General features: G+C 71.7%; 23 protein-coding genes and 2 pseudogenes. 17 read left to right on the forward strand and 8 right to left on the reverse strand.

Annotation, left to right across the window (positions count from 1 at the left end):
- Positions 1 to 39: 39 nt before the first annotated feature.
- The gene (locus JT362_RS23640) at positions 40 to 1,287 is read right to left on the reverse strand and encodes a PucR family transcriptional regulator (RefSeq protein ID WP_260193865.1); all 1,248 of its coding nucleotides are present in this window, start codon (positions 1,285 to 1,287) and stop codon (positions 40 to 42) included.
- Positions 1,288 to 1,490: 203 nt separating this feature from the next.
- Here JT362_RS23640 and JT362_RS23645 point away from each other — a divergent pair, with 203 nt between their 5' ends.
- From JT362_RS23645 to JT362_RS23680, 8 genes are all read left to right on the forward strand, one after another.
- Positions 1,491 to 1,922: an SRPBCC domain-containing protein gene (locus tag JT362_RS23645; RefSeq protein WP_260193866.1), complete on the forward strand. Its 432-nt coding sequence runs from the start codon at positions 1,491 to 1,493 to the stop codon at positions 1,920 to 1,922.
- Positions 1,909 to 2,250 carry an ArsR/SmtB family transcription factor gene (locus JT362_RS23650; RefSeq protein ID WP_260193867.1) on the forward strand — a complete coding sequence of 114 codons (342 nt, stop codon included), beginning with the start codon at positions 1,909 to 1,911 and terminating at the stop codon, positions 2,248 to 2,250. Before JT362_RS23645 ends, JT362_RS23650 begins: the two co-directional genes overlap by 14 nt.
- A gap of 89 nt (positions 2,251 to 2,339) precedes the next feature.
- Entirely contained in the window at positions 2,340 to 3,335 is a 996-nt protein-coding gene (gene imuA', locus JT362_RS35455; protein WP_311202744.1) for a DnaE2-dependent mutagenesis accessory factor ImuA', read from the forward strand.
- A gap of 9 nt (positions 3,336 to 3,344) precedes the next feature.
- A complete protein-coding gene (locus tag JT362_RS23660) occupies positions 3,345 to 4,919 on the forward strand; it encodes a DNA polymerase Y family protein (RefSeq protein ID WP_260193868.1) in 1,575 nt (524 codons plus the stop codon).
- Positions 4,920 to 5,879: 960 nt separating this feature from the next.
- A complete protein-coding gene (locus tag JT362_RS23665; RefSeq protein WP_260193869.1) occupies positions 5,880 to 9,182 on the forward strand; it encodes an error-prone DNA polymerase in 3,303 nt (1,100 codons plus the stop codon).
- 107 nt (positions 9,183 to 9,289) lie between these two features.
- Entirely contained in the window at positions 9,290 to 9,652 is a 363-nt protein-coding gene (locus JT362_RS23670) for a hypothetical protein (protein ID WP_260193871.1), read from the forward strand.
- 70 nt (positions 9,653 to 9,722) lie between these two features.
- Positions 9,723 to 10,142 (forward strand): universal stress protein, encoded by a 420-nt coding sequence (locus JT362_RS23675; protein WP_260193873.1) that lies wholly within the window; start codon positions 9,723 to 9,725, stop codon positions 10,140 to 10,142.
- 121 nt (positions 10,143 to 10,263) lie between these two features.
- Positions 10,264 to 10,854, forward strand: a complete 591-nt coding sequence (locus JT362_RS23680; protein WP_260193874.1) for a pentapeptide repeat-containing protein — start codon at positions 10,264 to 10,266, stop codon at positions 10,852 to 10,854.
- A 37-nt stretch (positions 10,855 to 10,891) separates the two neighbouring features.
- On the opposite strand, the gene JT362_RS23685 is transcribed toward JT362_RS23680, so the two are convergent.
- Positions 10,892 to 13,798, reverse strand: coding sequence for a glycohydrolase toxin TNT-related protein (locus JT362_RS23685; protein WP_260193875.1), 2,907 nt, complete (start codon positions 13,796 to 13,798; stop codon positions 10,892 to 10,894).
- A gap of 92 nt (positions 13,799 to 13,890) precedes the next feature.
- Between JT362_RS23685 and JT362_RS23690 the strand changes: the two genes are divergently transcribed.
- From JT362_RS23690 to JT362_RS23700, 3 genes are read left to right on the forward strand one after another with little or no spacing between them, the layout of a single operon-like run.
- On the forward strand, positions 13,891 to 14,835 hold the full coding sequence (locus JT362_RS23690) for a DMT family transporter (protein ID WP_260193876.1): 945 nt from the start codon (positions 13,891 to 13,893) through the stop codon (positions 14,833 to 14,835).
- Between the two features lie 12 nt (positions 14,836 to 14,847).
- Complete coding sequence (locus JT362_RS23695) at positions 14,848 to 15,699, forward strand: bifunctional methylenetetrahydrofolate dehydrogenase/methenyltetrahydrofolate cyclohydrolase (protein WP_260193877.1); 852 nt, start codon at positions 14,848 to 14,850, stop codon at positions 15,697 to 15,699.
- Entirely contained in the window at positions 15,696 to 15,977 is a 282-nt protein-coding gene (locus tag JT362_RS23700; protein WP_260193878.1) for a DUF3017 domain-containing protein, read from the forward strand. Before JT362_RS23695 ends, JT362_RS23700 begins: the two co-directional genes overlap by 4 nt.
- 160 nt (positions 15,978 to 16,137) lie before the next feature.
- Here JT362_RS23700 and JT362_RS23705 read toward each other — a convergent pair.
- From JT362_RS23705 to JT362_RS23710, 3 genes and pseudogenes are all read right to left on the reverse strand, one after another.
- A pseudogene (locus tag JT362_RS23705) lies at positions 16,138 to 16,311 on the reverse strand (Scr1 family TA system antitoxin-like transcriptional regulator); the annotation flags it as partial.
- A 70-nt stretch (positions 16,312 to 16,381) separates the two neighbouring features.
- Positions 16,382 to 16,582: pseudogene (locus JT362_RS35660) on the reverse strand (Scr1 family TA system antitoxin-like transcriptional regulator); the annotation flags it as partial.
- Positions 16,572 to 16,772: a helix-turn-helix domain-containing protein gene (locus JT362_RS23710; RefSeq protein ID WP_260193879.1), complete on the reverse strand. Its 201-nt coding sequence runs from the start codon at positions 16,770 to 16,772 to the stop codon at positions 16,572 to 16,574. The pseudogene JT362_RS35660 and the gene JT362_RS23710, both read right to left, overlap by 11 nt.
- Before the next feature lie 142 nt (positions 16,773 to 16,914).
- Here JT362_RS23710 and JT362_RS23715 point away from each other — a divergent pair, with 142 nt between their 5' ends.
- Both JT362_RS23715 and JT362_RS23720 read left to right on the forward strand, forming a co-directional pair.
- Positions 16,915 to 17,898, forward strand: a complete 984-nt coding sequence (locus JT362_RS23715; protein ID WP_260193880.1) for a malate dehydrogenase — start codon at positions 16,915 to 16,917, stop codon at positions 17,896 to 17,898.
- 144 nt (positions 17,899 to 18,042) lie between these two features.
- A complete protein-coding gene (locus JT362_RS23720; RefSeq protein ID WP_260193881.1) occupies positions 18,043 to 18,444 on the forward strand; it encodes an SsgA family sporulation/cell division regulator in 402 nt (133 codons plus the stop codon).
- A gap of 5 nt (positions 18,445 to 18,449) precedes the next feature.
- Here JT362_RS23720 and JT362_RS23725 read toward each other — a convergent pair whose 3' ends face one another.
- Positions 18,450 to 18,632 carry a DUF1918 domain-containing protein gene (locus JT362_RS23725; RefSeq protein ID WP_260193882.1) on the reverse strand — a complete coding sequence of 61 codons (183 nt, stop codon included), beginning with the start codon at positions 18,630 to 18,632 and terminating at the stop codon, positions 18,450 to 18,452.
- A gap of 47 nt (positions 18,633 to 18,679) precedes the next feature.
- On the opposite strand from JT362_RS23725, the gene JT362_RS23730 reads away from it, so the two are divergent.
- Together JT362_RS23730 and JT362_RS23735 are read left to right on the forward strand one after the other, a co-directional pair.
- Positions 18,680 to 19,336, forward strand: a complete 657-nt coding sequence (locus JT362_RS23730; RefSeq protein WP_260193883.1) for a spermine/spermidine synthase domain-containing protein — start codon at positions 18,680 to 18,682, stop codon at positions 19,334 to 19,336.
- A 109-nt stretch (positions 19,337 to 19,445) separates the two neighbouring features.
- Positions 19,446 to 19,661: a hypothetical protein gene (locus JT362_RS23735; protein ID WP_260193884.1), complete on the forward strand. Its 216-nt coding sequence runs from the start codon at positions 19,446 to 19,448 to the stop codon at positions 19,659 to 19,661.
- A 46-nt stretch (positions 19,662 to 19,707) separates the two neighbouring features.
- On the opposite strand, the gene JT362_RS23740 is transcribed toward JT362_RS23735, so the two are convergent.
- A complete protein-coding gene (locus JT362_RS23740) occupies positions 19,708 to 21,408 on the reverse strand; it encodes a PstS family phosphate ABC transporter substrate-binding protein (protein WP_260193885.1) in 1,701 nt (566 codons plus the stop codon).
- A 264-nt stretch (positions 21,409 to 21,672) separates the two neighbouring features.
- Here JT362_RS23740 and JT362_RS23745 point away from each other — a divergent pair, with 264 nt between their 5' ends.
- Both JT362_RS23745 and argS read left to right on the forward strand, forming a co-directional pair.
- On the forward strand, positions 21,673 to 22,530 hold the full coding sequence (locus JT362_RS23745) for an SAM-dependent methyltransferase (RefSeq protein WP_260193886.1): 858 nt from the start codon (positions 21,673 to 21,675) through the stop codon (positions 22,528 to 22,530).
- A gap of 28 nt (positions 22,531 to 22,558) precedes the next feature.
- Positions 22,559 to 24,244 (forward strand): arginine--tRNA ligase, encoded by a 1,686-nt coding sequence (gene argS, locus JT362_RS23750; RefSeq protein WP_260193887.1) that lies wholly within the window; start codon positions 22,559 to 22,561, stop codon positions 24,242 to 24,244.
- Here the strand turns inward: argS and JT362_RS23755 are convergent, their stop codons facing one another.
- Complete coding sequence (locus tag JT362_RS23755) at positions 24,245 to 24,610, reverse strand: VOC family protein (RefSeq protein ID WP_260193888.1); 366 nt, start codon at positions 24,608 to 24,610, stop codon at positions 24,245 to 24,247.
- Positions 24,611 to 24,615: the final 5 nt, after the last annotated feature.

The following is a 24,615-nucleotide window of genomic DNA, read 5'->3' on the forward strand; positions in this document are numbered from 1 at the left end:
GTACGTTCCCGTCGCGCGAGTCGTACGTTCCGGCGGGTCTTACCGGCGTTCCCTCGGCGTTGGCAGCACCACGTCGGCGGTCGGTGTGCGGGGCAGTGGGCGGCCGGGTGGGGCCGCCCGCAGCACCAGTTCGAGTTCGAACCGCTGGTCCGGGTCGTGCAGCAGGTCGCCGAACGACAGGTCCAGCTGTCGCATTCGGTACCGCACCGTCTGCGGGTGCACCCCGAGCTGCCCGGCCATGTCCTGCACGCTGCCCCGGGTGTCGAGCCACGCGCGCAGCGTCTCCAGCGTGCGTTCCCGCTGCTTGACCGTCAGCCCGCGCAGCGGCGCCATCAGCCGGTCCCGCAACGTTTCCAGCAGCCGGTCGTCGGAGTGCACCAGCACCGTCGACAGGTGCTGCTCGCACCGGACGACCTGCCGGTCGGCGATCACCCCGTGCTGCGCGAGCGACAGCGCCTTGCGTGCCCAGCGCAGCGCGTGCGCCACCGCGTCGAGCCGCACGCACGGGCCGACGGACAGCCGGCAGGCGGGCAGCGCGGCGCGGATGCGGGCGAGCCGGGCCTCGGTGACCACGCCGGGTACCAGCAGGCGCGGCTCGATCCCGTCCAGGTCGGCCAGCACGTCGCCGTCGAGGGTGGGTTTGCGCTGGTTGTGCCCGGTGCCGGGGAGGGTCTGCACCGCGATCGGGGAGGCGTGCTCCGGCACGGTCCACCCGATCAGCTGCGCCAGCTCCGCGATCGCGACGGTCGGGGCTGGCGGGGTCTGCAGGATCATCCCGAGCAGGCGGCGGCGCCAGGTCTCCAACGCGCCGGCCGAGGTGGCCTTGGCCTCCAGGTACCCGTCGAGGGCGACCGAGGCGAGCTTGTCCATGTACGCGAACACCGCGTCGGCCAGCTGCGACATGACGGACGAGGAAAGCCCGTTCCGCTTGCCGACTCGCATCATCCTGCGCCAGGAGACGCGGGCGCCGACCCGGTAGGCGGCCTGGAGGTCGTCGAGGGAACGGCCCTCGCGCATCTCGTTCTGGCCCAGCTTGTGGTGCACCTCGTAGCACTTCTGCGCGGAGGTGTCCGGGTTGGCGATCTGCTCGATGAACAGGTTGAGGGCGTGCTGCACGCCGGCGCGGATGGACTTGCCGTACGGGCCGTCCAGCGGGCGCGCGTAGGCGGGGATCTTGGCCCGGATCTCGTCGACGATCTCGGTGGCGAGGCTCGCCAGCTCCGGCCGGAGGACGTCGGCGAGCCTCCGGGGTAAGACGCCTCCATCGACCCGGTACTCGACCGTCATACGCAGTCTCCTCGCCGCCACCGCGCGTCGTTGAGGGGTGGCACCGTACGTATCGGTCCGATGACGCGATCTGTGACATCTGGATGGAACAAACCGACTGATTCTCAGTCTGGTGACAAAACCACGGCGGAAAACTGTGCGTCCATGACAACTGGCCGCAGTGTATATTCACGCCGGGAAATATTGCTGATTGGAGATGCGGGATGCTGGAGACGATGGAGTCGCTACCGGACGGCCGGGTCGCGCTGCGGTTCACGCGCCGGCTCGCCCACCCGCGCGAGCTGGTGTGGCGTGCGCTGACCGAGCGTGAACACCTGCGCGCCTGGTTCGTCGACATCCTCGACTACGAGCGCTCTCGGCTGGACTTCGCACCCGGTGCCGACCTGGCGTTCGTGGTCGGCGACCTGCCGACGGGTCGAGGCCGGGTCACCGCCCACGACCCGCCCGTGCTGCTCGAGTACACCTGGGACGCCGAGGTCCTGCGCTTCGAACTCGCCGAGGACGGCGACGGCTGCCTGCTCACGTTCACCAACATCGTCGACGGGCCCGAGACCGCGACCGCGGTGGCCACCGGCTGGGACACCGGTCTCGACCGACTGGTCACGTACCTGGGTGGACTGGATGCGGTCGGGTAGCCCGTCGGTGTTCGACCTGCTGGCGGAGCCGAACCGCAGGCGGATCCTCGACCTCCTGTGCGCCGGCGAGCGCAGTGCCGGCGAGTTCGTCGACCACCTGCCGCTCGCTCAGCCCACGGTGTCCAAGCACCTCAAGCTCCTGCGTGACGCCGGCCTGGTCGAGGTCCGGCAGGATGCCCAGCGCCGCGTCTACCGGCTGCGTCCGGCCCCGCTGGCCGAGGTCGACGCCTGGCTGGAGCCGTACCGCGCGCACTGGCGCGCTCGTATCGACGCCCTTGAGCGACACCTCGACACGGTGGTGGAAGCCGATCGGGGTCCGAGGTCGTGAATCCAGCGGGCCCGTGCTAGTATCGAACAGGCGTTCGAGTTGTGTGCTGCCTTCCCCGCGGCGCGTGCGGAGTCGTAGGGGAGGCAGGTATGCGGATGCCGGCGTTGGGTGCGTCGCTGGCCACTTCCGGTGCGGTCGGGGTGGCCAGCGACCTGACGACGGCGCCGTCCGGTCGGGTGCGGATGCTACCCGTGCATCCCGACCTGGCGGCTCTGTTCCCGTGGGGCGGTCTGCGCCGGGGGAGCACGGTGTCCGTGCGCGGCTCCACGTCGTTGCTGCTGGCTCTGCTGGCCGAGGCCACCGCGGGTGACTCCTGGGCCGCCGTGGTCGGCCTGCCCGACGTGGGCATGGTCGCCGCGGCGGAGCTGGGGGTGGCGGTCGACCGGGTGGCCCTGGTGCGTAATCCCGGCGCCGAACATCCCAGGGTGGTGGCGGCGCTCCTGGACGGCATGGACCTGGTGGTCACCGCCCGCGGCCGCCTGACGGATGCGCAGGCGCGTCGCCTGTCGGCCCGTGCCCGCCACAGAGGTGCCGTCCTCCTGACCACCGACCCCTGGCCCACCACCGACGTGGACCTGTACCGCACCACCACCCACTGGTCCGGCCTGGGCGAAGGTCACGGCCACCTCACCCACCGCGAGACCACGATCCGATCCCAGGGTCGAGGCGCCGCCACCCGCCCGGTCCACGTCGCTCTGCAACTTCCCGGCCGTGCCGGTGCCGTCGCTCCCGTCCCGGCGCCCCACCTCCACCGAGTCCGCGCCGCGAGTCCCCGCGTGATCCCCCGCACGGCGCCCGTTCCCAACCCGCGAGTCCCCCGCTCGCAACGCCGAACCCGCCGAACCGGAACATCGGAATCACCGGACGGCAGCGCGTCTCTCGTCGGACGGCAGTGTGGGGCTCGCGGAGTTCGCGAGCCCGTACACGTGCGAGTCCCACGTCGCGTCGCGCGAGTGTCCACGTCGTGCGTTCCCGGTGCGCGAGTTCGGCGTTCGTGGGTCGTGTCGGGGCGTGTGCGGGTGCTGTCGCAAGGGCTCCGCGCCTCTCCGGTGAAGGCGTTTGACACCCTCCCTGATCGAACGTAAGTTCGAAACATGAACAGCAACCGGGCACCGCATCGCATGCTCGTCGTGTGGTGTCCGGACTGGCCGGTGACCGCCGCGAGCGCGGCGGCCGCGGCACTCCCACAGCGGCCTGTCGCAGTGGTCACCGGCACCCTCGTCGTCGCGGCGAACGCGTTGGCCAGGTTCGAGGGCGTCCGCCGCGGGATGCGGCGGCGTGAGGCGCAGGGCCGTTGTCCCGAACTCACCGTCCTCCCCGACGACCCCGACCGCGACGCCCGGCTGTTCGAACCCGTCGCCGCCGCGGTGGAGGAACTCGCGGTCGGCGTCGAGATCGTCCGGCCCGGCATCGTCGCCGTGCCGGCGCGTGGTCCGGCCGGTTACTTCGGCGGTGAGGAGGTCGCCGCCGAGCGCATCATCGACCAGGTCGCCACCCGCACCGGCGCGGAGTGCCAGGTCGGCGTGGCCGACGGCCTGTTCGCCGCCGTCCTCGCCGCCCGGCGCGGCCTGGTCATCGCCCCCGGCGCGACCCCGGAGTTCCTCGCCCCGCTGAGCATCCGCGAGCTGCACCGCCCCGCCGAGGCCCAGGACCGCGCCGAACTGGTCGACCTGCTCCGCCGCCTCGGCCTGCGCACGCTGGGCGCGTTCGCCGAGATCCCCGAACGCGACATCTCCGCCCGCTTCGGCGCCGACGCCGTCCAGGCGCACCGACTGGCCGCCGGCCGCGAGGAACGCCCACCCGCCCGTCGCGCCCCACCGCCCGAGCTGACCGTCACCGAACCCCTCGACCCCCCGGTCGAACGGGTCGACGCCGCCGCGTTCGTCGCCCGCCACCTGGCCGAACGCCTGCACACCGTCCTCGCCCGGCACGGCCTGGCCTGCACCCGCCTCGCCATCCACGCCGCCACCCCCGCCGGCGAGGAACGCGAACGCGTCTGGCGCTGCGCCGAGCCCCTGACCCCGAACGGCATCGCCGACCGGGTGCGCTGGCAACTCGACGGCTGGCTCCGCGACACCAGGCTCTCCGCCGGCATCACCAAGCTGACCCTCACCCCCGTCGAGGTCATCGAGGGCACCACCCTCCAACTGGACCTGTGGCGCGGCGAAGGCCGAGCCGAGGCCGACGAACGCGCCGCCCGAGCGATGGTCCACGTCCAGGGCCTGCTGGGCCCCGAATCCGTGGTCACCCCCGTCCTCGGCGGCGGCCGCACCCCCGCCGAACGGGTCCACCACGTCCCCTGGGGCGACGAACGCGTCCCCGCCGCCACCCCGAACGCGCCCTGGCCAGGTCGCGTACCCCCGCCAACCCCCGCCACGGTTCCTCCGGTTCCGTTACCCGCCACCCTCACCGACCCAGGCGGGCGCCCCGTCTCCGTCACCGCTCGCGCCGAGCTGACCGCGCCCCCCGCGCACCTGTCCTGGAACGGCCGTCGACGCCCGGTGGTCGCCTGGTCCACCCCCTGGCCCGCGGACGAACGCTGGTGGACCGAGCCCATTCACCGCACGCGCCTCCAACTGGTGGTAGCCGAGTCCGAAAAGGACAGCCAAACCGCGCTCCTCCTCACCCTCACCGGCGAAAAGTGGACAGTAGAAGGGATGTACGACTGATGCCAAGGGACCCCCGATCCTGCCGCGAATGCCGAACCCTGGACGGAAGCTGCAGACAGTTCGTCATCGGCCACCCCGACCCGGTGTGCGTCGCCGGCTACCCCAGCCACCGGCGGCAACCGGTCAACCCCGACCTGTTCGGCCTCGACCTGCTGATCCCAGCCCCACGCCGTTCCCCGGAGAACGCCCGCACCCACTGAAGGCGCCCATGAACCATCCCCCCGCCGAGACGGTCCACAACGGACAAAGCGACGTACCGTTCCCGCACCTCCCCACACCGCGCTCCGCGCCACCCACACCGCGAGCAGCGCCACCGCCGCGAGCAGCGCCACCCACACCGCGAGCAGCGCCACCACCCGCACGCCCGCCCGCACCGCGATCCGCCTCATCACAACCCGCGCGCCCGCCCGCGTTGCGACCCGTGCCACCACCGCCGCGACCCACGCGACCACTCACACCGCGACCCACATCGCGAGCTGAGCGGCCGTCCGTCCCGCCACCACCCGCTCCGCACCCACCCGCGCCACCGCCGCGAGCTGTGCCGCCGCTCGCGCCGTCCTCCGCGCACCATTCCGCATCGCGGTCCGTGCCGTCCCCTTCCGTGTCGGAAACGGCGCCATCGTCGCGACCTGTGCCGTCCTCCCCGTCCGCGCGCCCTTCCGCGTCCCGACCCGCAGCGCCGCGATCCGTGCCACCGTCCGCACCTTCTACCGCGCCTCCTTCCGCGTCGCTGCCCGTGCCGCCGTTCGCGCCCGCGCCCGTGCGTCCTCCCGCGTCGCGATCCGCGCCGCCGCCTGTGCCGTCCTCCGCGCCTCCGCTCCCGCCCGCGTCGCCTTCCGCGGTCCCAGCCAGGCCGGAACCAGCCCCGGGCTCCTGGCCCCGCTCCGCCATCACCACCCACCGGGCCATGATCCAGGCCGCCATCTGCGCCGCCATCCGCCCGCCGACCGGAACCCCCTGATGGGCTGGAACAACCCCCCGGTCACCTGGTCCGAACTGGAACGCATCCTCTCCGGCCGCCCACCCGACCCGCCCGGCGACGGCGGCGACAGCCCCGCATGGACCAGACGCCGCGAGCGCTACACCGCCCCCGCCGGCGGCGGCGCCCCCGAACCCACCGACCTCGCCGGCGCCGACACCCGCGTCCCCTACGCCGAACTCCACTGCCACTCCAACTTCAGCTTCCTCGACGGCGCCAGCCACCCCGAGGAACTCGTCGAGTCCGCCGCCCTGCTCGGTCTCGACGCGCTCGCCATCACCGACCACGACGGCATGTACGGCGTCGTCCGCTTCGCCGAGGCCGCCCGGGAGCTCGGCGTGCGCACGGTCTTCGGCACCGAACTCTCCCTCGGGCTCAGCCAACCCCAGAACGGCGTCGCCGACCCGGAAGGCGAGCACCTCCTCCTGCTCGCCACCGGCACCACCGGGTACGGCCGCCTCTGCCGCGCCATCACCTCCGGCCAGCTCGCCGACCACAGCGAGAAAGGCCGCCCGGTGTACGACCTCGCCGAGGTCGCCGAGGAGACCCGGGGCGAGTGCGTCGTCCTGACCGGGTGTCGCAAGGGCGCGGTCCGAACAGCACTGACCCAGGGACCACAGGCGGCCTTCGAGGAACTCAACAAGCTCGTCGACCTCTTCGGCCACGACCACGTCTTCGTCGAGCTGATCGACCACAACCTCCCGCTCGACACCGCGCACAACGACCTGCTCGCCGAGCTGGCCCTCGAACTCCACCTCCCGCTCGTCGCCTCCAACGCCGTGCACTACGCCCAGCCCAACCGGGGCGACCTGGCCGCCGCGGTGGCCGCCGTGCGTGCCCGCCGGTCGCTCGACGAGCTGGACGGGTGGCTCCCGCCCGCTCCCACCGCCTACCTGCGCTCCGGCGCCGAGATGGGCCGCCGCTTCGCCCGCTACCCGGGCGCGGTGCACCGGGCCGCCATGCTCGGCCTCGAACTGGCCTTCGACCTCAAGCTCGTCGCGCCCGAGCTACCGCTGTTCGAACGACCCGGCCACACCGAGATCAGCTACCTGCGCGAACAGACCTACGCCGGCGCCCGCCTGCGCTACGGCACCGAGGACCAGAACCCGAAGGCCTACGCCCAACTCGCGCACGAGCTGAAGGTCATCGAGGAGCTCAACTTCCCCGGCTACTTCCTGATCGTCGCCGACATCGTCGACTTCTGCCGCCGCAACGGGATCTACTGCCAGGGTCGCGGCTCGGCCGCCAACTCCGCGGTCTGTTACGCGCTGGGCATCACCAAGGTCGACGCGGTCCGCTGGGAGCTGCTGTTCGAACGCTTCCTCGCCCCCGCCCGCGACGGCCCGCCCGACATCGACATCGACATCGAGTCCGACCGCCGTGAGGAGGTCATCCAGTACGTCTACGACCGCTACGACCGCCGGCACGCCGCCCAGGTCGCCAACGTCATCACCTACCGTGCCAAGTCCGCGGTGCGCGACATGGCCCGCGCGCTCGGCTACTCGCCCGGCCAGCAGGACGCGTGGAGCAAGCAGATCGACCGCTGGGGCCCGCTGAAGTCCACAGTGGACGACAATGACCACGACGTGCCGGTGCAGGTGCTGGAACTCGCCGGGCAGCTGGAGCAGTTCCCCCGGCACCTCGGCATCCACTCCGGCGGCATGGTCATCTGCGACCGCCCGGTCAGCGAGGTCTGCCCGGTCGAACGGGCCAAGATGGACAACCGCACGGTCCTGCAGTGGGACAAGGACGACTGCGCCGCCGCCGGCCTGGTCAAGTTCGACCTGCTCGGCCTCGGCATGCTCTCCGCGCTGCGGTACATGGTCGAGCTCGTCGCCGCGCACCACCGCACCGACGTGCGCATCGACGATCTCGACCTCGGTGACCCGCGCGTCTACGAGATGCTCGCCCGCGCCGACGCGATCGGGGTGTTCCAGGTGGAGAGCCGGGCGCAGCTGGCCACCCTGCCCCGGATGAGGCCGAAGGAGTTCTACGACCTCGTGGTCGAGGTCGCGCTGATCCGCCCCGGCCCGATCCAGGGCGGCTCGGTGCACCCCTACATCCGCCGCCGCAACGGGCAGGAGCCGGTCACCTACGACCACCCGCTGCTGGAACGGGCGCTGGCCAAGACCCTCGGCGTGCCGCTGTTCCAGGAACAGCTGATGCAGATGGCCGTCGACGTCGCCGACTTCACCCCGGGCGAGGCCGACGAGCTGCGCCGCGCGATGGGCGCAAAACGGTCCACCTTCCGGATGGAGCGGCTGCGCGAGCGGTTCTACGACGGCGCGGCCGCGCACGGCATCGACGCCGAACTGGCCGAGCGGATCTACGAGAAGCTGATGGCGTTCGCCAACTTCGGCTTCCCGGAGAGCCACGCGCTGAGCTTCGCCTACCTGGTGTTCGCCAGCGCCTGGTTCAAGCTCTACTACCCGGCCGCCTTCTGCGCCGCACTGCTGCGCGCCCAGCCGATGGGCTTCTACTCGCCGCAGTCGCTGGTCGCCGACGCTCGCCGGCACGGGGTCACCGTGCTCGGCCCGGACATCAACGCGAGCCTGCCGCACGCCACCCTCGAGGGGTCGGGGCCAGCGGTGCGCCTCGGTCTCGGCTCGGTCCGCACCCTCGGCGACGACCTCGCCGAGCGCCTGGTCGCCGAACGCGACACGCACGGCCCGTACCGGGACATGGTCGACCTGACCCGGCGAATCACCCTGACCAGGCCGCAGGTGGAGGCCCTGTCGACGGCCGGCGCGTTCGACTGCTTCGGCATCGGGCGCCGCGCGGCGCTGTGGTCCGCCGGCGCGGTCGCCGCCGAACGCCCCGGCCGGCTGCCCGGCACGACGGTCGGCGCGAGCGCGCCCGCGCTGCCCGGCATGAGCCCGCTGGAGCTGGCGGTCGCCGACGTGTGGGCGACCGGCCTGTCGCCGAACACGTTCCCCACCGAGTTCGTCCGCGAGCGCCTGGACGAGCTCGGCGCCGTCCCGATCGTCAAGTTGTCCGAAGTGGACGGCGGCACCCGGGTCCTGGTCGGCGGCGCGGTGACCCACCGCCAGCGCCCGGCGACCGCCGGCGGCGTGACGTTCCTGAACCTGGAGGACGAGACCGGGATGGTGAACGTGGTCTGCTCGCGCGGCCTGTGGTCGCGCTACAGCCGGATCGCGCGGAACTCCTCGGCGCTGCTGGTCCGCGGCCTGCTGGAACGCGCGGAAGGGGTGACGAGCCTGCTCGCCGACCACCTTGAGCCGCTGAACCTGAGCATCGCCGCCAAGTCCCGCGACTTCCGCTGATCGACTTTCGTCGACGCGAAAGCCCGGTGAAAGCACGGCGGAGAACCTGGTGGAGTCGGTTCTGGGGACCGACGAAAAACCGAAAAACTCAAGAGGGTGGGTACGAAATGATCAAGAAGGCAGCGATCACGCTCGGCGCGTCGCTCGCGCTCGCCGCCGGCGGTGCCATGTTCACCGCACCGGTCGCGCACGCGGACAGCAGCGCCAGTACAACCGGCGCCAGGGCGACCTTCACCTCGTACGGTGAGGTCTTCCGGCTGTACGACACCAAGTGCGACGGCAACCCCGTGTACCTCGTCTACTCGGTCAACAACGGCACCGAGAACCGGCACAACTTCAGTGGCGGGTGCGGCGAGAGCGCGAAGTACAACAAGTCGTTCGCCGAGGGTGCCTACGTCGAGTACAAGGCATGCGTGGACATCCGGCCCGGCATCGACAAGTGCTCGGGCTGGTCGGACGACAACGCCTGACGCGGGTCGACCGAGGACGGCCTACCGGGAACCTTCCTGCTGGGCCGTCCTTCGGGCGTAAGATCCTGGAATGCCCGGTTTCGAGATCGGCAAGGACGGGCTTGCCGTCATCGTGGTCGGTGTCGACGGCGGCGAGCGCGCGCAGAACGCCGCCGCCTGGGCGACCGGGCTCGCTCGGCGGGAGCGCGCCCGGCTGGTGCTCGTCTACGTCGAGCCGCTGACCAGCCCCGCCTACTGGTCGCCGATCGGCATGGCCACGGCGGCCGAGGCCGCGTCGGAGTTCGTCCAGGAGCTGCGGGAGTCCGCCGAGCGCTACCTCGACGCGGTCGGCGTCCGCTGGGAGCTGGTGCACTACCGGGGGGATCCGGCGCACGGGCTGGAGGCCGTCGCCGAGGACCGGCGGGCCGACTGCATCGTGGTCGGCCGGGGTGGCGGCGTGCCGAAGACCCTCGTCACCGAGGCTCGCCGGCCCGTCGTGATCGTTCCCTGACGCCGTGCGGCCGGGGGCGGTCGGGTAGTCCTTGAGCACCTCCAGGCGCTCGCCGACCTCACCGCCGCCGGTGCCGCCGCGGTGGGGCACTGTGTCCCTGGTGGCGCCTAGGGTGCGACGCATGACCGAACGCGACGAGGACTACCGGGACGCCGTGCTGCCCGGCATGGTGTGGACCGACCGGCACTTCGAGCGGTGCACGTTCGTGGAGGCCGACCTGCGCGGGATGGTCACCAAGGGCTGCACGTTCACCGACTGCGACTTCACCCGCACCGACCTCGGCGAGTCGAAGCACAGCTCGACCGCGTTCCGCAACTGCACGTTCCGCCGCACCACGCTGACCGAGAGCGAGTTCGCGGCGTGCAGTCTGATCGGGTCCACGTTCGTGGAGTGCCGGTTCCGGCCGTGGAAGATCGCCGACACCGACCTGACGTTGGCCAGCCTCACCGAGGCCGCCCTGCGGAAGACCACGCTCGCCGGCCTGCGCCTGCGCGAGACCAACCTCATCGGCGCCGACCTGCGGGACGCCGACCTGCGCGGCACCGACCTGCGCGGTGCCCGCCTGCACGAGACCAAGCTCGACGGCGCCGACCTGCGTGGCGCCAAGCTCGACGCCACCGGCCTGACCCACGCCAAGCTCGCCGGCGCCCTGGTCGACCTGGACACCGCCGTCGCGTTCGCCGCCGCCCACGGGCTCCGCATAGAGCCGTGAGGGTGACCTTCGGGACTCGAAGGTCACCCTCACGGCATCAGGCCGGGCGCTCCCGGCCGGGGAGCTCGACGATGTGGCCGGCGGAGACGAGCTCGCCGATGGCTTCGGGGAGCAGGTAGGCGGTGCCGCCGCCGGGCTGGTCGAACCACGGGATCGCGGAGCCGGTCAGCACCTGCACCGGCTGACGGACCCGGTACGCGTGGTACGGCCGGTCGATCCACTCCGGCGGCAGCGAGCGCTCGGCGAACGGAGTGCTCAGCACGTAGACCAGGTTCCCGTCGTCGTCGCCGAAGCGGTCGAACTCCATGCCCGGTTCGAGCTCCACCAGACGCTTGCCGCGGAACAGGGTCAGCGGCGGCTCACCGGGCAGCGGGCCGATCGGCCACTCCTGGTTGCCGCCGGCGGACGCCGCGCCGCCGCCCGAACCCGAGCCCGAACCCGCTGCCGAAGCCGGCCGGGCGATCGTGGTCGCGGGCTCCGGCAGCCGCTCGCCCCGGGGCGGGGAGTCGGTGTGGAACTCCGGCCGGGACGGGACGAACGGCGAGTCCACCCGCGTGGCGTCGGCACCCACCGGCTCCCGGTCGACCCGGGTCGGCTCGGAGCGCATGGGGTCACGCTGGATCTGGGTGGCCTCGGCGTGCATGGGGTCACGCGGGGCGTCCTGGCGCATCGGGTCGCGGTGCGGTGCGCCGAACGGGGAGTCCGGCCGCGGGTCGAAGCCCAGGTCGGGGCGTTCCGAGCGCGGGTCGAGCCCCGGTTCCGGGCGTTCCGAGCGCGGGTCGAACCCCGATCCCGGACGTTCCATGCGCGGGTCGAACCCTGGAGCTGAACGGTCCATGTGGGGGTCGAGCCCTGGTCGTTCCGAGCGTTGGTCGGGTCCTGGTTCTGGACGGTCCATGCGTGGGTCGAATCCCGGGCGTTCTGACCGCGGGTCGAACCCTGGTTCGGGACGGTCCATGTGGGGGTCGAGCCCTGGGCGTTCCGACCGTGGGTCGAACCCTGGTTCGGGACGGTCCATGTGGGGGTCGAATCCTGGTCGTTCCGAGCGTTGGTCGGGTCCTGGTTCTGGACGGTCCATGCGTGGGTCGAACCCCGGGCGTTCCGAACGTGGATCAAGCCCTGGTTCCGGGCGTTCCATGCGGGGGTCGAGTCCCGCATCGGGGCGTTCCATGCGTGGATCGAGTCCCGGTTCGGGACGCTCCATGCGCGGGTCGAATCCCGGTTCCGGGCGTTCCATGCGCGGGTCGAAGCCCGGTTCGGGACGCTCCATGCGCGGGTCGAAACCAGGTTCGGAGCGGTCGCCGAACGGGTCGAAGCCCGGTTCCGGGCGGTCCGACCGGGTGGGGTCGTACGCGCCGTTCTGCCGGTCGGGGAGTGGGGGCTCGAAGCCGCCGTCCCGGTTCGGGCGGTCGAAGTCGTCCTGGTGGGGGTCGAACCGGCCGCCGCCGTCGAACGCGGGGTCGAACTGGTTGGCACCGGAGCCGAACGGCGAGTCCGGGCGCTCCATCATCGTCGGCGGGTCGAAACCGCGGTCGACCGGCGGGCTGAGCTGCGTCTCCGCCAGGTCCGGCGTCGGCTCGGGACGGTCGAAGCCGCGCGGAGAGTCGGGTCTGCGCGGTGGCTCGGGCGCCCGGCGGTCGGGCGGTGTGAACCCCGGCGCCATCCCGTTCGACAGGGCGAAGTCGCCCGGGTCGTCACTCGGCGGCGGCACCGGGCCGGGCATCGCGGGCGGCGGGGGCGGCGCGCCGGCGGACTGCCACCGGTCGGCGTCCAGCAGCAGCTTGCCCAGCAGGAACGCCGACGCGTCCGCGACGTCCTCGAACATCGCGGGCGCCACGAACTCGCGGTCGAACCAGCCGACCCGCCAGCCGTCCTCGGTCTGGTCCATCGTCCACGCCCGGCCGGTCGGCGGACCGATCCGGTACGCCGTCCCCGGGATCCCCAGCTCGTCCAGCCGCGTCCGCAACGCGTCCACGGTCCGCCCGGGCGGACCCTGCGACGGCAACGCCGCCGGCGGCGGTCCACCAGGCCCACCAGGCCCACCCGGTCCGCCAGGAACCGGCAGCGCCCGCGTCGGCGCGGGCGGCGGTGGCGGTGCCGGCGGCGGCTGCTGCACCCGTGGCCCGCCAGGTCCCGGCCCGGCCCCCAGGAACGCCGCGGCCGCCGAGCGCGTCGCGTCGTCCACCATCGGCACCTGGAAGTGCCCGCGCACGATGTGCTCCACCAGCTCCGGCTCCGGTGCCACGTCGTGCTCACGCAAGTAGTAGTTCACCGCCGCCGGCCAGATCCACGTGCCGTCGGTGTGGAACGCCACCGGCACGGCCGGCCGTCCGTCCGGGTCGAACCGGTCGATGTCGTACCCGCGCGCCGGCCCGACGACCGGCGCCGAGTCCAGGTACCGCAGCACGTCGCCCAGGTCGTCGTGGTCCACCGGCGGCCGGTTCACCGAGGGCCGCCCGTCCTCACCCGGCGGACCGTCGAAGATCCGCGCCACCCGGAACCTCGGCGCGGGCGCCGACGAGAGCCGCCGACGCAGCCACGCCGGCACGTTGTCCTCCGTACGGGGGAACAGCCGCATGTCGTCCGGGTAGGCCTGCGGCGGGGGCGGGTTGTCCCACGCCGGCTCCTCCCGGTCGTACTCCAGGTTGTAGCTGGACGGGTGGTCGAGCCGGTACCTGGCGTTGAACCAGGTCCCGCGCCCCTCGCGGTACATGCCCCCGCGCAGGCGGGCGAACAGGCCCTGCAGGTCGGCGGGCATCGTCCACGGCTCGGTGCCGCCGTCGGAGAAGACGACCTGCCCGGTCGCCTCCGAGTAGCGGCCGACCGCCCGGTAGTCGATGGTCAGCCGCTCCCAGTCGTCGGGGGCGACCCGCAGCATGGCCAGCCCGATCTGCTTGACCAGGGCGTCCTGCTCAGTGGGGGTTAGCTGGGTCGGTTGTGCCACGCTCACATCTTCCCTTGTCGCTCCGCCAGCGGCTCGGTACGCACCTGAGCCGCTGTCCACCTTCGCAGAACCGTGGGCGAGGATGTCGACACGTGATCTCCTCACCGCACCATCCGCCCGCACGTGCACGGGTCGCGGGCGCCGCCCTCGCCGCGCTCGGCGGGGTGGCACTCGCTGTTCAGGGCCGCGTCAACGGCCAACTCGGACAGCTCATGGACGACGGGGTCTTCGCCGCTCTCATCTCCTTCGGCGTCGGCGCCGTGCTGCTGGCGGTGGCCGTCTCCTTGACCCCGTCAGCCCGCGCCGGTCTGCTCCGGCTCCGAAACAGCGTACGTGGTGGACGGCTCCGTGTCTGGCAGTGCCTTGGCGGCGCCTGCGGTGCGTGGTTGGTCACCACCCAGGGCCTCACGGTCTCGATCCTGGGTGTGGCGGTGTTCACGGTGGCCGTCGTCGCGGGGCAGACGGTGGCGGGGCTGGTGGTGGACCGCCGGGGCGTCGGCCCGGGGGAGGCCCGGCCGATCACCCTCTCGAGAGCGGCCGGGGCCGGGATCGCGGTGGTCGCCGTGGTCGTCGCGGTGTCCGACCGGATCGCGCTCGGCGGTAGCGGCCTCTGGTGGGCGGTGCTGCCCGCGGTGGCCGGAGTGGGCCTGGCCTGGCAGCTCGCCGTGAACGGGCTGGTGCGGGTCGAGTCGGCGAACGTCGTGGTGCCGACCCTGGTCAACTTCGGCGTCGGCACCGTGGTGCTGGTCCTCGCCGCCGCCGTCGACCTGGCCGTTCGCGGCCTGCCGCGGCCTCCGCCGGATGACTGGTGGCTCTACATCGGCGGCGTGCTCGGCATCGTCACGGTGCTCACGGCGGTGGTGGCGGTGCGCTTCACCGGGGTGCTGCTGCTCGGCCTCGGCTCGGTCGCCGGGCAGCTCGCCGGGGCCGTGGTGCTCGACCTGGTGGCGCCCACGGCTGGTGGCCTGTCGACGACCAGCGTCGTCGGCGCCGCGCTCACCATGGTGGCGGTGGCCGTGGCCGCCGTCCGCCGGTGATTCAATGGCAGCGTGAGCGCGACGATCCTGGACGGCAAGGCCACCCGCGAGAAGATCTTCGACGACCTGCGGCTGCGCGTGCGCGCGCTGGCCGAGCGGGGCGTCGTCCCCGGCCTCGGCACGGTCCTCGTGGGTGACGACCCGGGTTCGCACTCCTACGTCCGGGGCAAGCACCGCGCGTGCGAGAAGGTCGGCATCACCTCGATCCGCCGCGACCTGCCCGCCGACACCACCCAGGCCCAGCTGCACGCCGTGATCGACGAGCTGAACGCCGACCCGGCCTGCACCGGCTACCTGATCCAGCTGCCGCTACCCGGTCACCTCGACGCAGGCGCCGCCCTGGAACGAGTCGACCCGGCCAAGGACTCCGACGGCCTGCACCCCACGAACCTCGGCAAGCTCGTCCTCGGCGAGACGGGTCCGCTCCCGTGCACGCCGAGGGGCATCGTCGAGCTGCTCACCCGCTACGACGTGCCGATCGCCGGCGCCCGCGCGACGGTCGTCGGCCGAGGCGTGACGGTGGGTCGCCCCCTGGGCCTCCTGCTCACGCGTCGTAGCGAGAACGCCACGGTGACCCTGTGCCACACCGGTACGAAGGACCTGGCCGCCGAGGTCGGCCGAGCCGACATCGTGGTAGCGGCGGCCGGCAACCCGGCGCTGATCACCCCCGAGATGGTCAAGCCCGGCGCCGCCGTGCTGGATGTGGGCATCACCCGAACGGACCAGGGCCTGGTCGGCGATGTTCACCCGGACGTGCGAAATGTGGCCGCGTACCTGGCCCCGATCCCCGGCGGAGTGGGCCCGATGACCGTGGCGATGCTGTTGGAGAACACGGTGAGCGCGGCGGAGCGGAGCCTGGCATGACGACCCCGCAGCGCAGGCGCCACCCGGTGCTGGCGCACCTGCCGTTCGGCCTGGTGATGGGGGTCGTCGCGCTCGGGTTGGTGCGGATCATCATGTACCACTGGCGCGAGGGCACCGTGTTGATGGGCGGCGCGCTGATCCTGGCGGCGGGCCTGCGGGTGCTGCTGTCGGACGAGCAGGCGGGACTGATCGCGATCCGCAGCCGAGCCGTGGACGTGCTGACCTACACCGGCTTCGGCGTCTGCATGATGGCCGTCGCCCTCACCATCGAGAACTGATCGACGACGAGCATCGGCCCATCGGGGTTCTTGGAGTCCCGCACCGCGAGCTTGCCTGGAAGATGGGCGAGTTCGACGCAGACTCGACGCGGTTTTCGTCCATTCCACCGCTGAAACTGCTCTTACGCCAGACCGGTGAGGTCATGCGGTCACTCCCAGGATTGCCGCCGGCAGCGAACGGCACCACCCGCAGCGTCACGTTGACGCGCTCGGCCACCTCAGCCAGGTACCGCAGCTGATCGCGGATGACCTCCCGCCCACCCACGTGATAGCGCAGAACCGGCTCGGCAACGATCGCGATGAGCTTCGGCCCACCGAACTTCCGAAGCACCCGCTGACGCTGGACCCCTGCCGACCCCCCGCTCGTCGATCGCCCTTCGGTCCGCCAGCATCCCGACCTCGGCGAAGAGAGCTTCCATGTACGGCACGGTCTGCAGCAGTCCCGGGATCAGCAGCGGCTGGTACTCGACGATCGCGGTCGCCCGAGATTCGAGGATCCGCACCGCGGCGATTCGGGACTCGTATGTCCCCTGGCGTTGCCACAGGCCGGGTTGGCCCGCCCTCCTCGCCAGCGCCAGCAACTCGTGGCGCTCCTCACCCCGCACCCCGTAGCGTGACCAGCGACGCCACGTCCTCCACGCCCTGCGCCCGCTTCCCCGTCCCCATCTTCGACAGGTGCCCCTGGCCCACCCCGACCCGGTCCGCCACCTGCGCCAGCGTCAGCCCACACGCCTCCCGCAACCGCCGCAGCTCCTCGCCCAGTACCTCTGATCCCGTCTCCCATGTCGCGCACATGATTCCGCGCGAAACCGCAGGATTTCGGCATCGGCGCCGGAGACCACCCGAAGGGCGGCGACCCTAGTCACCCGCGCAAGCACTTCGGGCCACCTGGTTGCTAGCCTCCGAAGCACCGCTGTTCCTTTTGGGAGGGATCTCCGTGGCAAGCAAGCCTGCCGTCAAGGTCACCGTCACCGGCGCCGCCGGTCAGATCGGGTACGCGCTGCTGTTCCGCATCGCCTCCGGGCAACTGCTCGGCCCGGACGTGCCGGTGCGCCTGTCGCTGCTGGAGATCCCGCCGGCCCTCAAGGCCGCCGAGGGCACCGCCATGGAACTCGACGACTGCGCCTTCCCGCTGCTCGCCGGCATCGACATCACCGACGACGCCAAGCGCGCCTTCGACGGCGTGAACGTCGCCATGCTCGTCGGCGCCCGCCCGCGCACCAAGGGCATGGAGCGCGGCGACCTGCTCGAGGCCAACGGCGGCATCTTCAAGCCCCAGGGCGAGGCCATCAACGCCGGCGCGGCCGACGACGTCCGGGTCCTCGTCGTGGGCAACCCGGCGAACACCAACGCCCTGATCGCCAAGGCCCACGCCCCCGACGTGCCCGGCGAGCGGTTCACCGCCATGACCAGGCTCGACCACAACCGCGCGCTGTCCCAGCTCGCCGCCAAGCTCGGCGTCGCGGTCACCGACATCGCCAAGATGACGATCTGGGGCAACCACTCCGCCACCCAGTACCCCGACCTCTTCCACGCCGAGGTCGGCGGCCAGAGCGCGGCCGCCGCCGTGAACGACGACGCCTGGCTGCGCGACACCTTCATCCCGACCGTCGCCAAGCGCGGCGCGGCGATCATCGAGGCCAGGGGCGCGTCCTCGGCCGCGTCGGCCGCCAACGCCGCCGTCGACCACGTCCACGACTGGGTGAACGGCACCGACTGGACCTCGATGGCGGTCGTGTCCGACGGCTCCTACGGCGTCCCGGAGGGCCTGATCTCGTCGTTCCCGGTGCGCTGCGCCGACGGGAAGTGGGAGATCGTCCAGGGACTGGAGATCGACGACTTCTCCCGGGAGAAGATCGACGCCTCGGTGGCCGAGCTGACCGAGGAGCGCGACGCCGTACGGGGTCTCGGGCTCATCTGATCCCGCGGGTCCGGCGTTACGGGTGTGGCGCCGGTGACACCGGATCGCGTGAACCTCGGTTCAGCTCACGTCACGAGGGAAATCCCTGGTCATCTCACTTCCGACCGAACCGCGAGGAGCGGATCGAAGGAGGAGGGCCAGGAAATGACTACCGATGCCATTCACGCCGAGTTCGTGGCGCTGTACGACGGCGCCACCCCGGTTCGTTCGCGCTGGTCCTACCGTGCCGACCAGCCGTTCACGGTGACCGCCGCGTTCCAGACCGAGCGCGACCGCTGGGTCGAGTGGGTGTTCTCCCGCGAGCTGCTCGTCGCGGGCCTCGCCGCCGCCGCCGGCATGGGCGACGTGCGGCTGCGGCCCGAGTCGGAGCGCGGGCTGAACATGCTGGTCGTGGAGATCGAGTCGCCGGAGGGCTACGCCAAGCTGGAACTCGACCACGAGAGCGTCTCGGGCTTCCTGGCCGCGACCGAGGAGGCCGTGCCGCTCGGCGAGGAGTCGGCGCACTTCGACGTCGACGCGCTGATCGACGAGCTGACCCGGGTCTGACCGGGTCAGCCTCTCTCGACGACCGCGTCCGGGCCGGGGAACACCAGGGTTTCCCGGCCGTCGGGGAAGCGGACCACGTAGGGCGGAGCGCCGTCCTGGCCTCTGACCTCGACGATCTCCGCGAGCTGGTCGGGGTTGCCGACGTTGCGACCGTGGACGTGGAGCCGGTCGCCGACCTGCGCGTGCATGAAAACCACCTCCGCTCGCTCAGCGTAGCGCCATAGGCTGGTCGGCGATGAGCGAAGAAAGTCCGGTCGTGCTCGACCGGGTGAACGGCGAGTGCGGTGAACTGGTGTTGCGCCGCGTCGGCGAGCACCACGAGATCATCGCGAACGGCGTGTTCCTGATGGACACCCGCAACGGCGAGTCCGAGCGCCTGATGGTCGACGCGGCCGCCGCGCGGATGCCCGTGGGCGGCACCCTGCTGGTCGGCGGGCTCGGTGTCGGCTTCTCCCTGCGCGCCGCACTGGACCACCCGCGCGTGGGCGAGGTCGTGGTGGTCGAGCGCGAGCGCGCGGTGATCGACTGGAACCGAGGGCCCCTGCGCGAGGTCCACGGTGACGCCCTCGCCGACCCGCGGGTGGCCTGCGCCGAGGCCGACCTGCTCACCTGGCTGCCCGGGCGCCGGTTCGCCGCGCTCTGCCTGGACGTCGACAACGGTCCGGATTGGACGGTCACCGAGGGGAACGCGGTGCTGTACCAGGAATCCGGGCTCGACCTGCTGGCCGCCGCGCTGGTGCCCGACGGGGTCCTCGCGGTCTGGAGCGCCGCCGCCAGCCCGGCGTTCGAGGCCCGGCTGGCCGAGCGGTTCGGCCCGGTCGAGACGCTGCCGGTGCCCGTACCACGCGGCGAGCCGGACGTGGTCTACATCACCCGAAACGGTGCTCTCTGATCGGGTGATCGGATCGATATCCCTTGGCGGTAACTCGTTTCCGGCGTGTCGCGACACCACTTCGGTAACGAACGTGATGACGGGGGTCGTCGAAGGGGAGGTGCGATCGATGTTGCGACACCGACCGCACCGGCGCGGGCGTGGGGTGGTGCTGCACCCGGCCGCGGGTTGGCTGGCGCTGTCCGTGCTGTACCTCGCCGCGGTCGTGCTCAACGTGCTGCTCGCGGCGAGCACCGAGGAGTTCTGGCCACTCGCCCTCGCCGTGGTCCTCGGCGCCGGCGCGCTCGCCTGCGCCGCCGTCGCCGGCCGCAACCTCCACCGCTGACGTGACATGCCACGAACGCGCTCCCCGCAGGGATGCTCCACCGGGTTCAGTCGTGGCAGTGCAGGTGGAGTTGGCCGTCCTTGCCGATGCACGGGGTGAACCCGCTGGTCCGCAGTTCGGCCCGGGCCGTGCTGCTGCGCAGGAAGTCCAGGTACGCGTCGAGCAGTGAGCCCTCGGTCGGGTCGCGCTTGGTGTACAGGTACTCGACAGTCCACAGTGGATACCCAGCCGAGATGCCGCTCACCCCGGGCTCGCGGTCGTCGAGCCGGAGCACGGTCACCGCGCGCCCGGCCTCCTCCGCCTCGCGCGCGGTCGGCAGGTCCGCGTAGCCGATCGCGCCCGGCGTGACCGCGATCTCGTCGAGCAGCTGCGCCTCCGTACTGCGCTCGCAACGGATCGTCGGCGCGTCCGGGATCCGGTCCGTCCGCTCGCACGAGTCCGACGTGAGCGCGCCCTCCGCCGCGCCGAGCACGGTCTGCTCGAACGTGCGCCGCGAGCCGGACTCCTGACCCCGCCCGACGATCCGGATCGGCAGTGACGGGCCGGGCCGCAGCTCGTTCCAGTCGCGGTACCGGCCCTGGTAGATGTCGCGGAGCTGCGCGCGGGTGAGGCCCTCGACGTTGACCGAGTCGTTGACCACCACGGTGTAGACGATCACCGCGACGGGGTGCCGTTCCAGCTCGCTGGTCGCCTCGCCGACCACGCCGTCGGACAGCGCGGCGACCGTCTCGCGCTCGGCCGGTTCGAGCGAGTTGAGCTGGCGCACCCCGCTGATGCTCCCGGTCGGGGTCACCGTGATCCTGGCCTCGTCACAGGCCGCGCGGTACTGGTCGGCGATGCCGCTCATGGTCGGCGTGAACGCGCTGGAGCCGACGATGGTGAGCTCGCCGGTCGCGCACTCGACGTTCGGGTCGGTCGCCACGGCGTTGTCCGGGATCAGCAGGTTGATCGCGACCAGCGCGCCGGCCAGCAGCACGCCGAAGCCCGCGGTGACCAGTGGCCACGCGGTGCGGCGCACGGTGCGTTCGTCCTTGATCCGGCGTCCGCTCGGTCCGTCGACGCCCTTGGTGAGCGCGCCCTTCATGTTGGTCACCGGCTCGCGCAGGACCACGACCAGCTTGAACTTCTCCTTCGGCGCCAGGGTCAGGTCGCGCTTGAGGCGGACGCCGTGCCACTCCGGCGGCGCGGACTGGGGTGGCGGCGGGGGCGCGTCGCTGACCGGCGTGGGGCGGAGGATCTCCAACATCCTCGGGAGCATGGCGCGGCGGACCTTGGGCAGCTCGGCGGGCGGGGCGGGCCGGTCCGACTCGGGTGCGGTGGAGAAGAACTCGAGGTGCTTGACCAGGTCCTCGCGGTGTGTGCGCTCGCTGGGGTCGGAGATGCGGGCGTTCCAGATCACCCGGTCCCGGAAGGTGAACTCGACCGGTTCGTCCAGATCGCGCAGGGCGACCTCGCCGCCGGTGTTGCGGATCCGGATGACCACGAAGCTCAGCCGGCCGACCAGTTCGGCGACGGCGATCAGCCGGCCGTCGGCGTGCTCCTCGCCGTCGTCGCCGTCGTGCAGGTCGACGTCCAGGCCGATCTTGGAGTCGCTCTGCACGCGGAAGTACACCCGCTTCCGGGTGGCCAGGTAGCGCTGGGCGAACGGGGACAGGATGCCGATGGCCGCCGCGATGCCCAGAACGAGAGAGCCTTCACCCGAAAGCAGCAATTCCGAGATGGTCTGCAGAAGCTGCCCGATGCCCACCTGATCAACGGTATGCCGGTCGGTTCGGTGACCGGCCGGAATGGCCAGCTGTTTACCACAGGTTCAGCAACTGGTTGACACTAGACCGTTCGGGTGACTTTGCCAGATCCGTCGAGTAGTGGCCACAAGCGCGCTACCAGCGCATGTGCAGATGCATGGGCATTCGAGGGTCCACCGACCCGCTAATGGGTGCGTTTACCAGCTCACTCGCCGTCGCTAGGCTTGGCCGGTCCCTCGGAAGCTCGACCGGTTGTGAGGTTCGCTATGTCCGATTCCGCGACGAAGTACGAGGCACCGAGCTCGGTGCCGGTCGGGGTCGACCCGAGCCGGGCGAGCATCGCCCGGGTGTACGACGCGGCGTTGGGCGGCAAGGACAACTACGAGATCGACCGCGAGGTCCTCGACCAGGTGCGGCGGGTCGCGCCGGAGGTGAACGACCTCGCGTGGTCCAACCGGAACTTCCTGACCAGGGCGGTGCGGTTCCTGTCCGACCAGGGCGGGATCCGGCAGTTCCTCGACTGCGGCTCCGGGTTGCCGACCGCGGAGAACACCCACCAGATCGCGCAGCGGATCGACCCGGAAACCCGGGTCGTGTACGTCGACAACGACCCGGTCGTGATCGCCCACGGGCAGGCACTGCTGACCGACAACGACTACACGCATTTCGTCTCCGCCGACATTTTCCGCCCGGACGAGGTGCTCAACTCCGAACTCGTGCGCAAGCACATCGACCTGACCCAGCCGGTCGGTTTACTGCACGTCGGAACGTTGCACCACTACACGAAGGACAACGGCCGCGACCTGATGAAGGAGTACGTCGACGCATTGCCGTCGGGCAGTTTCGTCGCCATCTCGCATTTCTTCGACCCGGAGACGCCGGAGCACAGCGCGCTCGCCAGGAAGATGGAGGACATCTTCGTGCACAGCCCGATGGGCTCCGGCATGTTCCGCACCCGCGCGCAGCTGATGGAGTTCATGCCCGGCCTCGAGCTGATCCCCCCGGGCCCCAACAAGCCCGCCGACTGGGAGCTGTCCGACATGTGGTGGCCGGACGGCCCGAAGCTGCGCCCCCTCAGCCAGGTCGAGCAGTGCAGCGCCGCCGCCGTGGGCCGAAAGCCCTGACCTGGGTGAGCCCGATACGGTCATCCGCATGACCGGACTCGTCGCACTTCTCCAGCAACGTCTCGGTGCCGCGTTCGCCGCGGTCGCCGGCGGCCACGCGGAGCCCGCGGTGCGGCGATCCCAGCGCGCCGACTTCCAGGCCGACGGTGCCCTCGCGCTCGCCCGCAAGCTCGGCCGCCCCCCGCGCGACGTCGCCGCCGACGTGCTGGCGCAGGACCCGCTCGACGACCTCTGCGCGACCACCGAGATCGCCGGGCCTGGCTTCGTCAACCTCACCCTGCGCGCCGACGTCCTGGGCGACCTGGTCACCACCATGGCCGCCGACCAGCGCCTCGGCGTCCCACCCGCCGACGCCCCGGACACCGTCGTCATCGACTACTCCGCGCCCAACGCGGCGAAGGAGATGCACGTCGGCCACCTGCGCTCGACGATCATCGGGGACGCCGCCGCCCGCGTGCTCGGCTGGCTCGGGCACCGGGTGATCCGGCAGAACCACGTCGGCGACTGGGGCACCCCGTTCGGCATGCTCGTGGAGCAACTGCTCGACCAGGACGACGCGGAACACTCGATCGGCGACCTCAACGCGTTCTACCGCCAGGCCCGCGAGAAGTTCGACACCGACGACGGCTTCCGCGAGCGCTCCCGCGCCCGGGTGGTCGCCCTCCAACGCGGCGACGAGCCGACCCTGCGGCTGTGGCGGACCATCGTCGACCTGTCCGCGCGCCACTACGCCGAGGTCTACACCCGCCTCGGCGTCCTGCTGACCGACGCCGACCTGGCCGGCGAGAGCCGCTACCAGCCGATGCTCGACGACGTCGCCAAGGAGCTGGACCGCCTCGGGCTCCTGCGCGAGAGCGACGGCGCCAGCTGTGTGTTCCCCGCCGGCTTCACCAACCGCGACGGCGACCCGCTGCCGCTGATCGTCCGCAAGGCCGACGGCGGCTACGGCTACGACACCACCGACCTCGCCGCCATCCGGTACCGCATCGCCGACCTGGGCGCGACCCGCCTGCTGTACGTCGTCGGCAGCCCGCAGCGCGAGCACTTCCAGCTGATCTTCCAGGCCGCCCGCGAGGCCGGCTGGCTCACCGAGGGCGTCCGCGCCGAGCACATCGCCTTCGGCTCGGTACTCGGCACCGACGGCCGCATGCTCCGCACCCGCGCCGGCCACACCATCCGCCTCACCGACCTGCTCGACGAGGCGGTGACCAGGGCCGCCGACAAGATCCGCGACCGCGACGTGGACACCGACACGGTCGCCCGCGCGGTCGGCATCGGCGCGGTGAAGTACGCGGACCTGTCCACCGACCGCACGAAGGACTACACGTTCGACTACGACCGGATGCTCGCCTTCGACGGCAACACCGGCCCGTACCTGCAGTACGCGCACGCCCGCGTCCAGTCGATCCTGCGCCGCGCCGACGAGCCCCCAGGGCAGGTCACCGTGGCCGAACCGGCCGAACGCGACCTGGCCATCGCCCTGCTCGGCTTCCCCGACACCATCGCCGACCTGGCCGAGACCCTCGAACCGCATCGGCTGTGCGCCTACCTGTACGCGCTCGCCACCACGTTCACCACGTTCTACGAGAGCTGCCCGGTCCTCCGCGCCGACCCCACGACGCGGGCGAGCCGCCTCGCCCTGTGCGCGCTGACCGCCCGCGTCCTCGCGCACGGCCTCGACCTGCTCGGCATCGAGGCACCGGACCGGATGTGATCAGTCGGCCTGGATGACCGACAGGACGTTGCCGGCGGGGTCGCGGAACCAGGCGATGGTCGGGCCGACCTCGCGGAAGATGCCCTTGTCGTCGGTGCCGTCGTAGTGTTCGAACTCGACGCCGGCCGCGGTCAGGGCGTCGACGGCGGCCTCGACGTCCTCGACGGCGAAGTTCAGGGTCGTGTACGCGGCCGGGGTGTGGTCGGGCTTCGGGTAGATCAGGGTGTCGCGGCCGCCCGGCAGGTGCAGGGTCAGCATGCCGTTCTCCTCGGACACCCGGACGCCGAGCGTCTCGCCGTAGAAGCGTTTCGCGGCGTCCGTGTCGTCGACGGAGAAGCCGCTGAACGCCGAGGTGAAGGTGAACATGGCCG

Origin of the sequence: Actinophytocola gossypii, from assembly GCF_025165815.1 — a bacterium.
In the GTDB taxonomy this organism is placed as follows: domain Bacteria; phylum Actinomycetota; class Actinomycetes; order Mycobacteriales; family Pseudonocardiaceae; genus Actinophytocola; species Actinophytocola gossypii.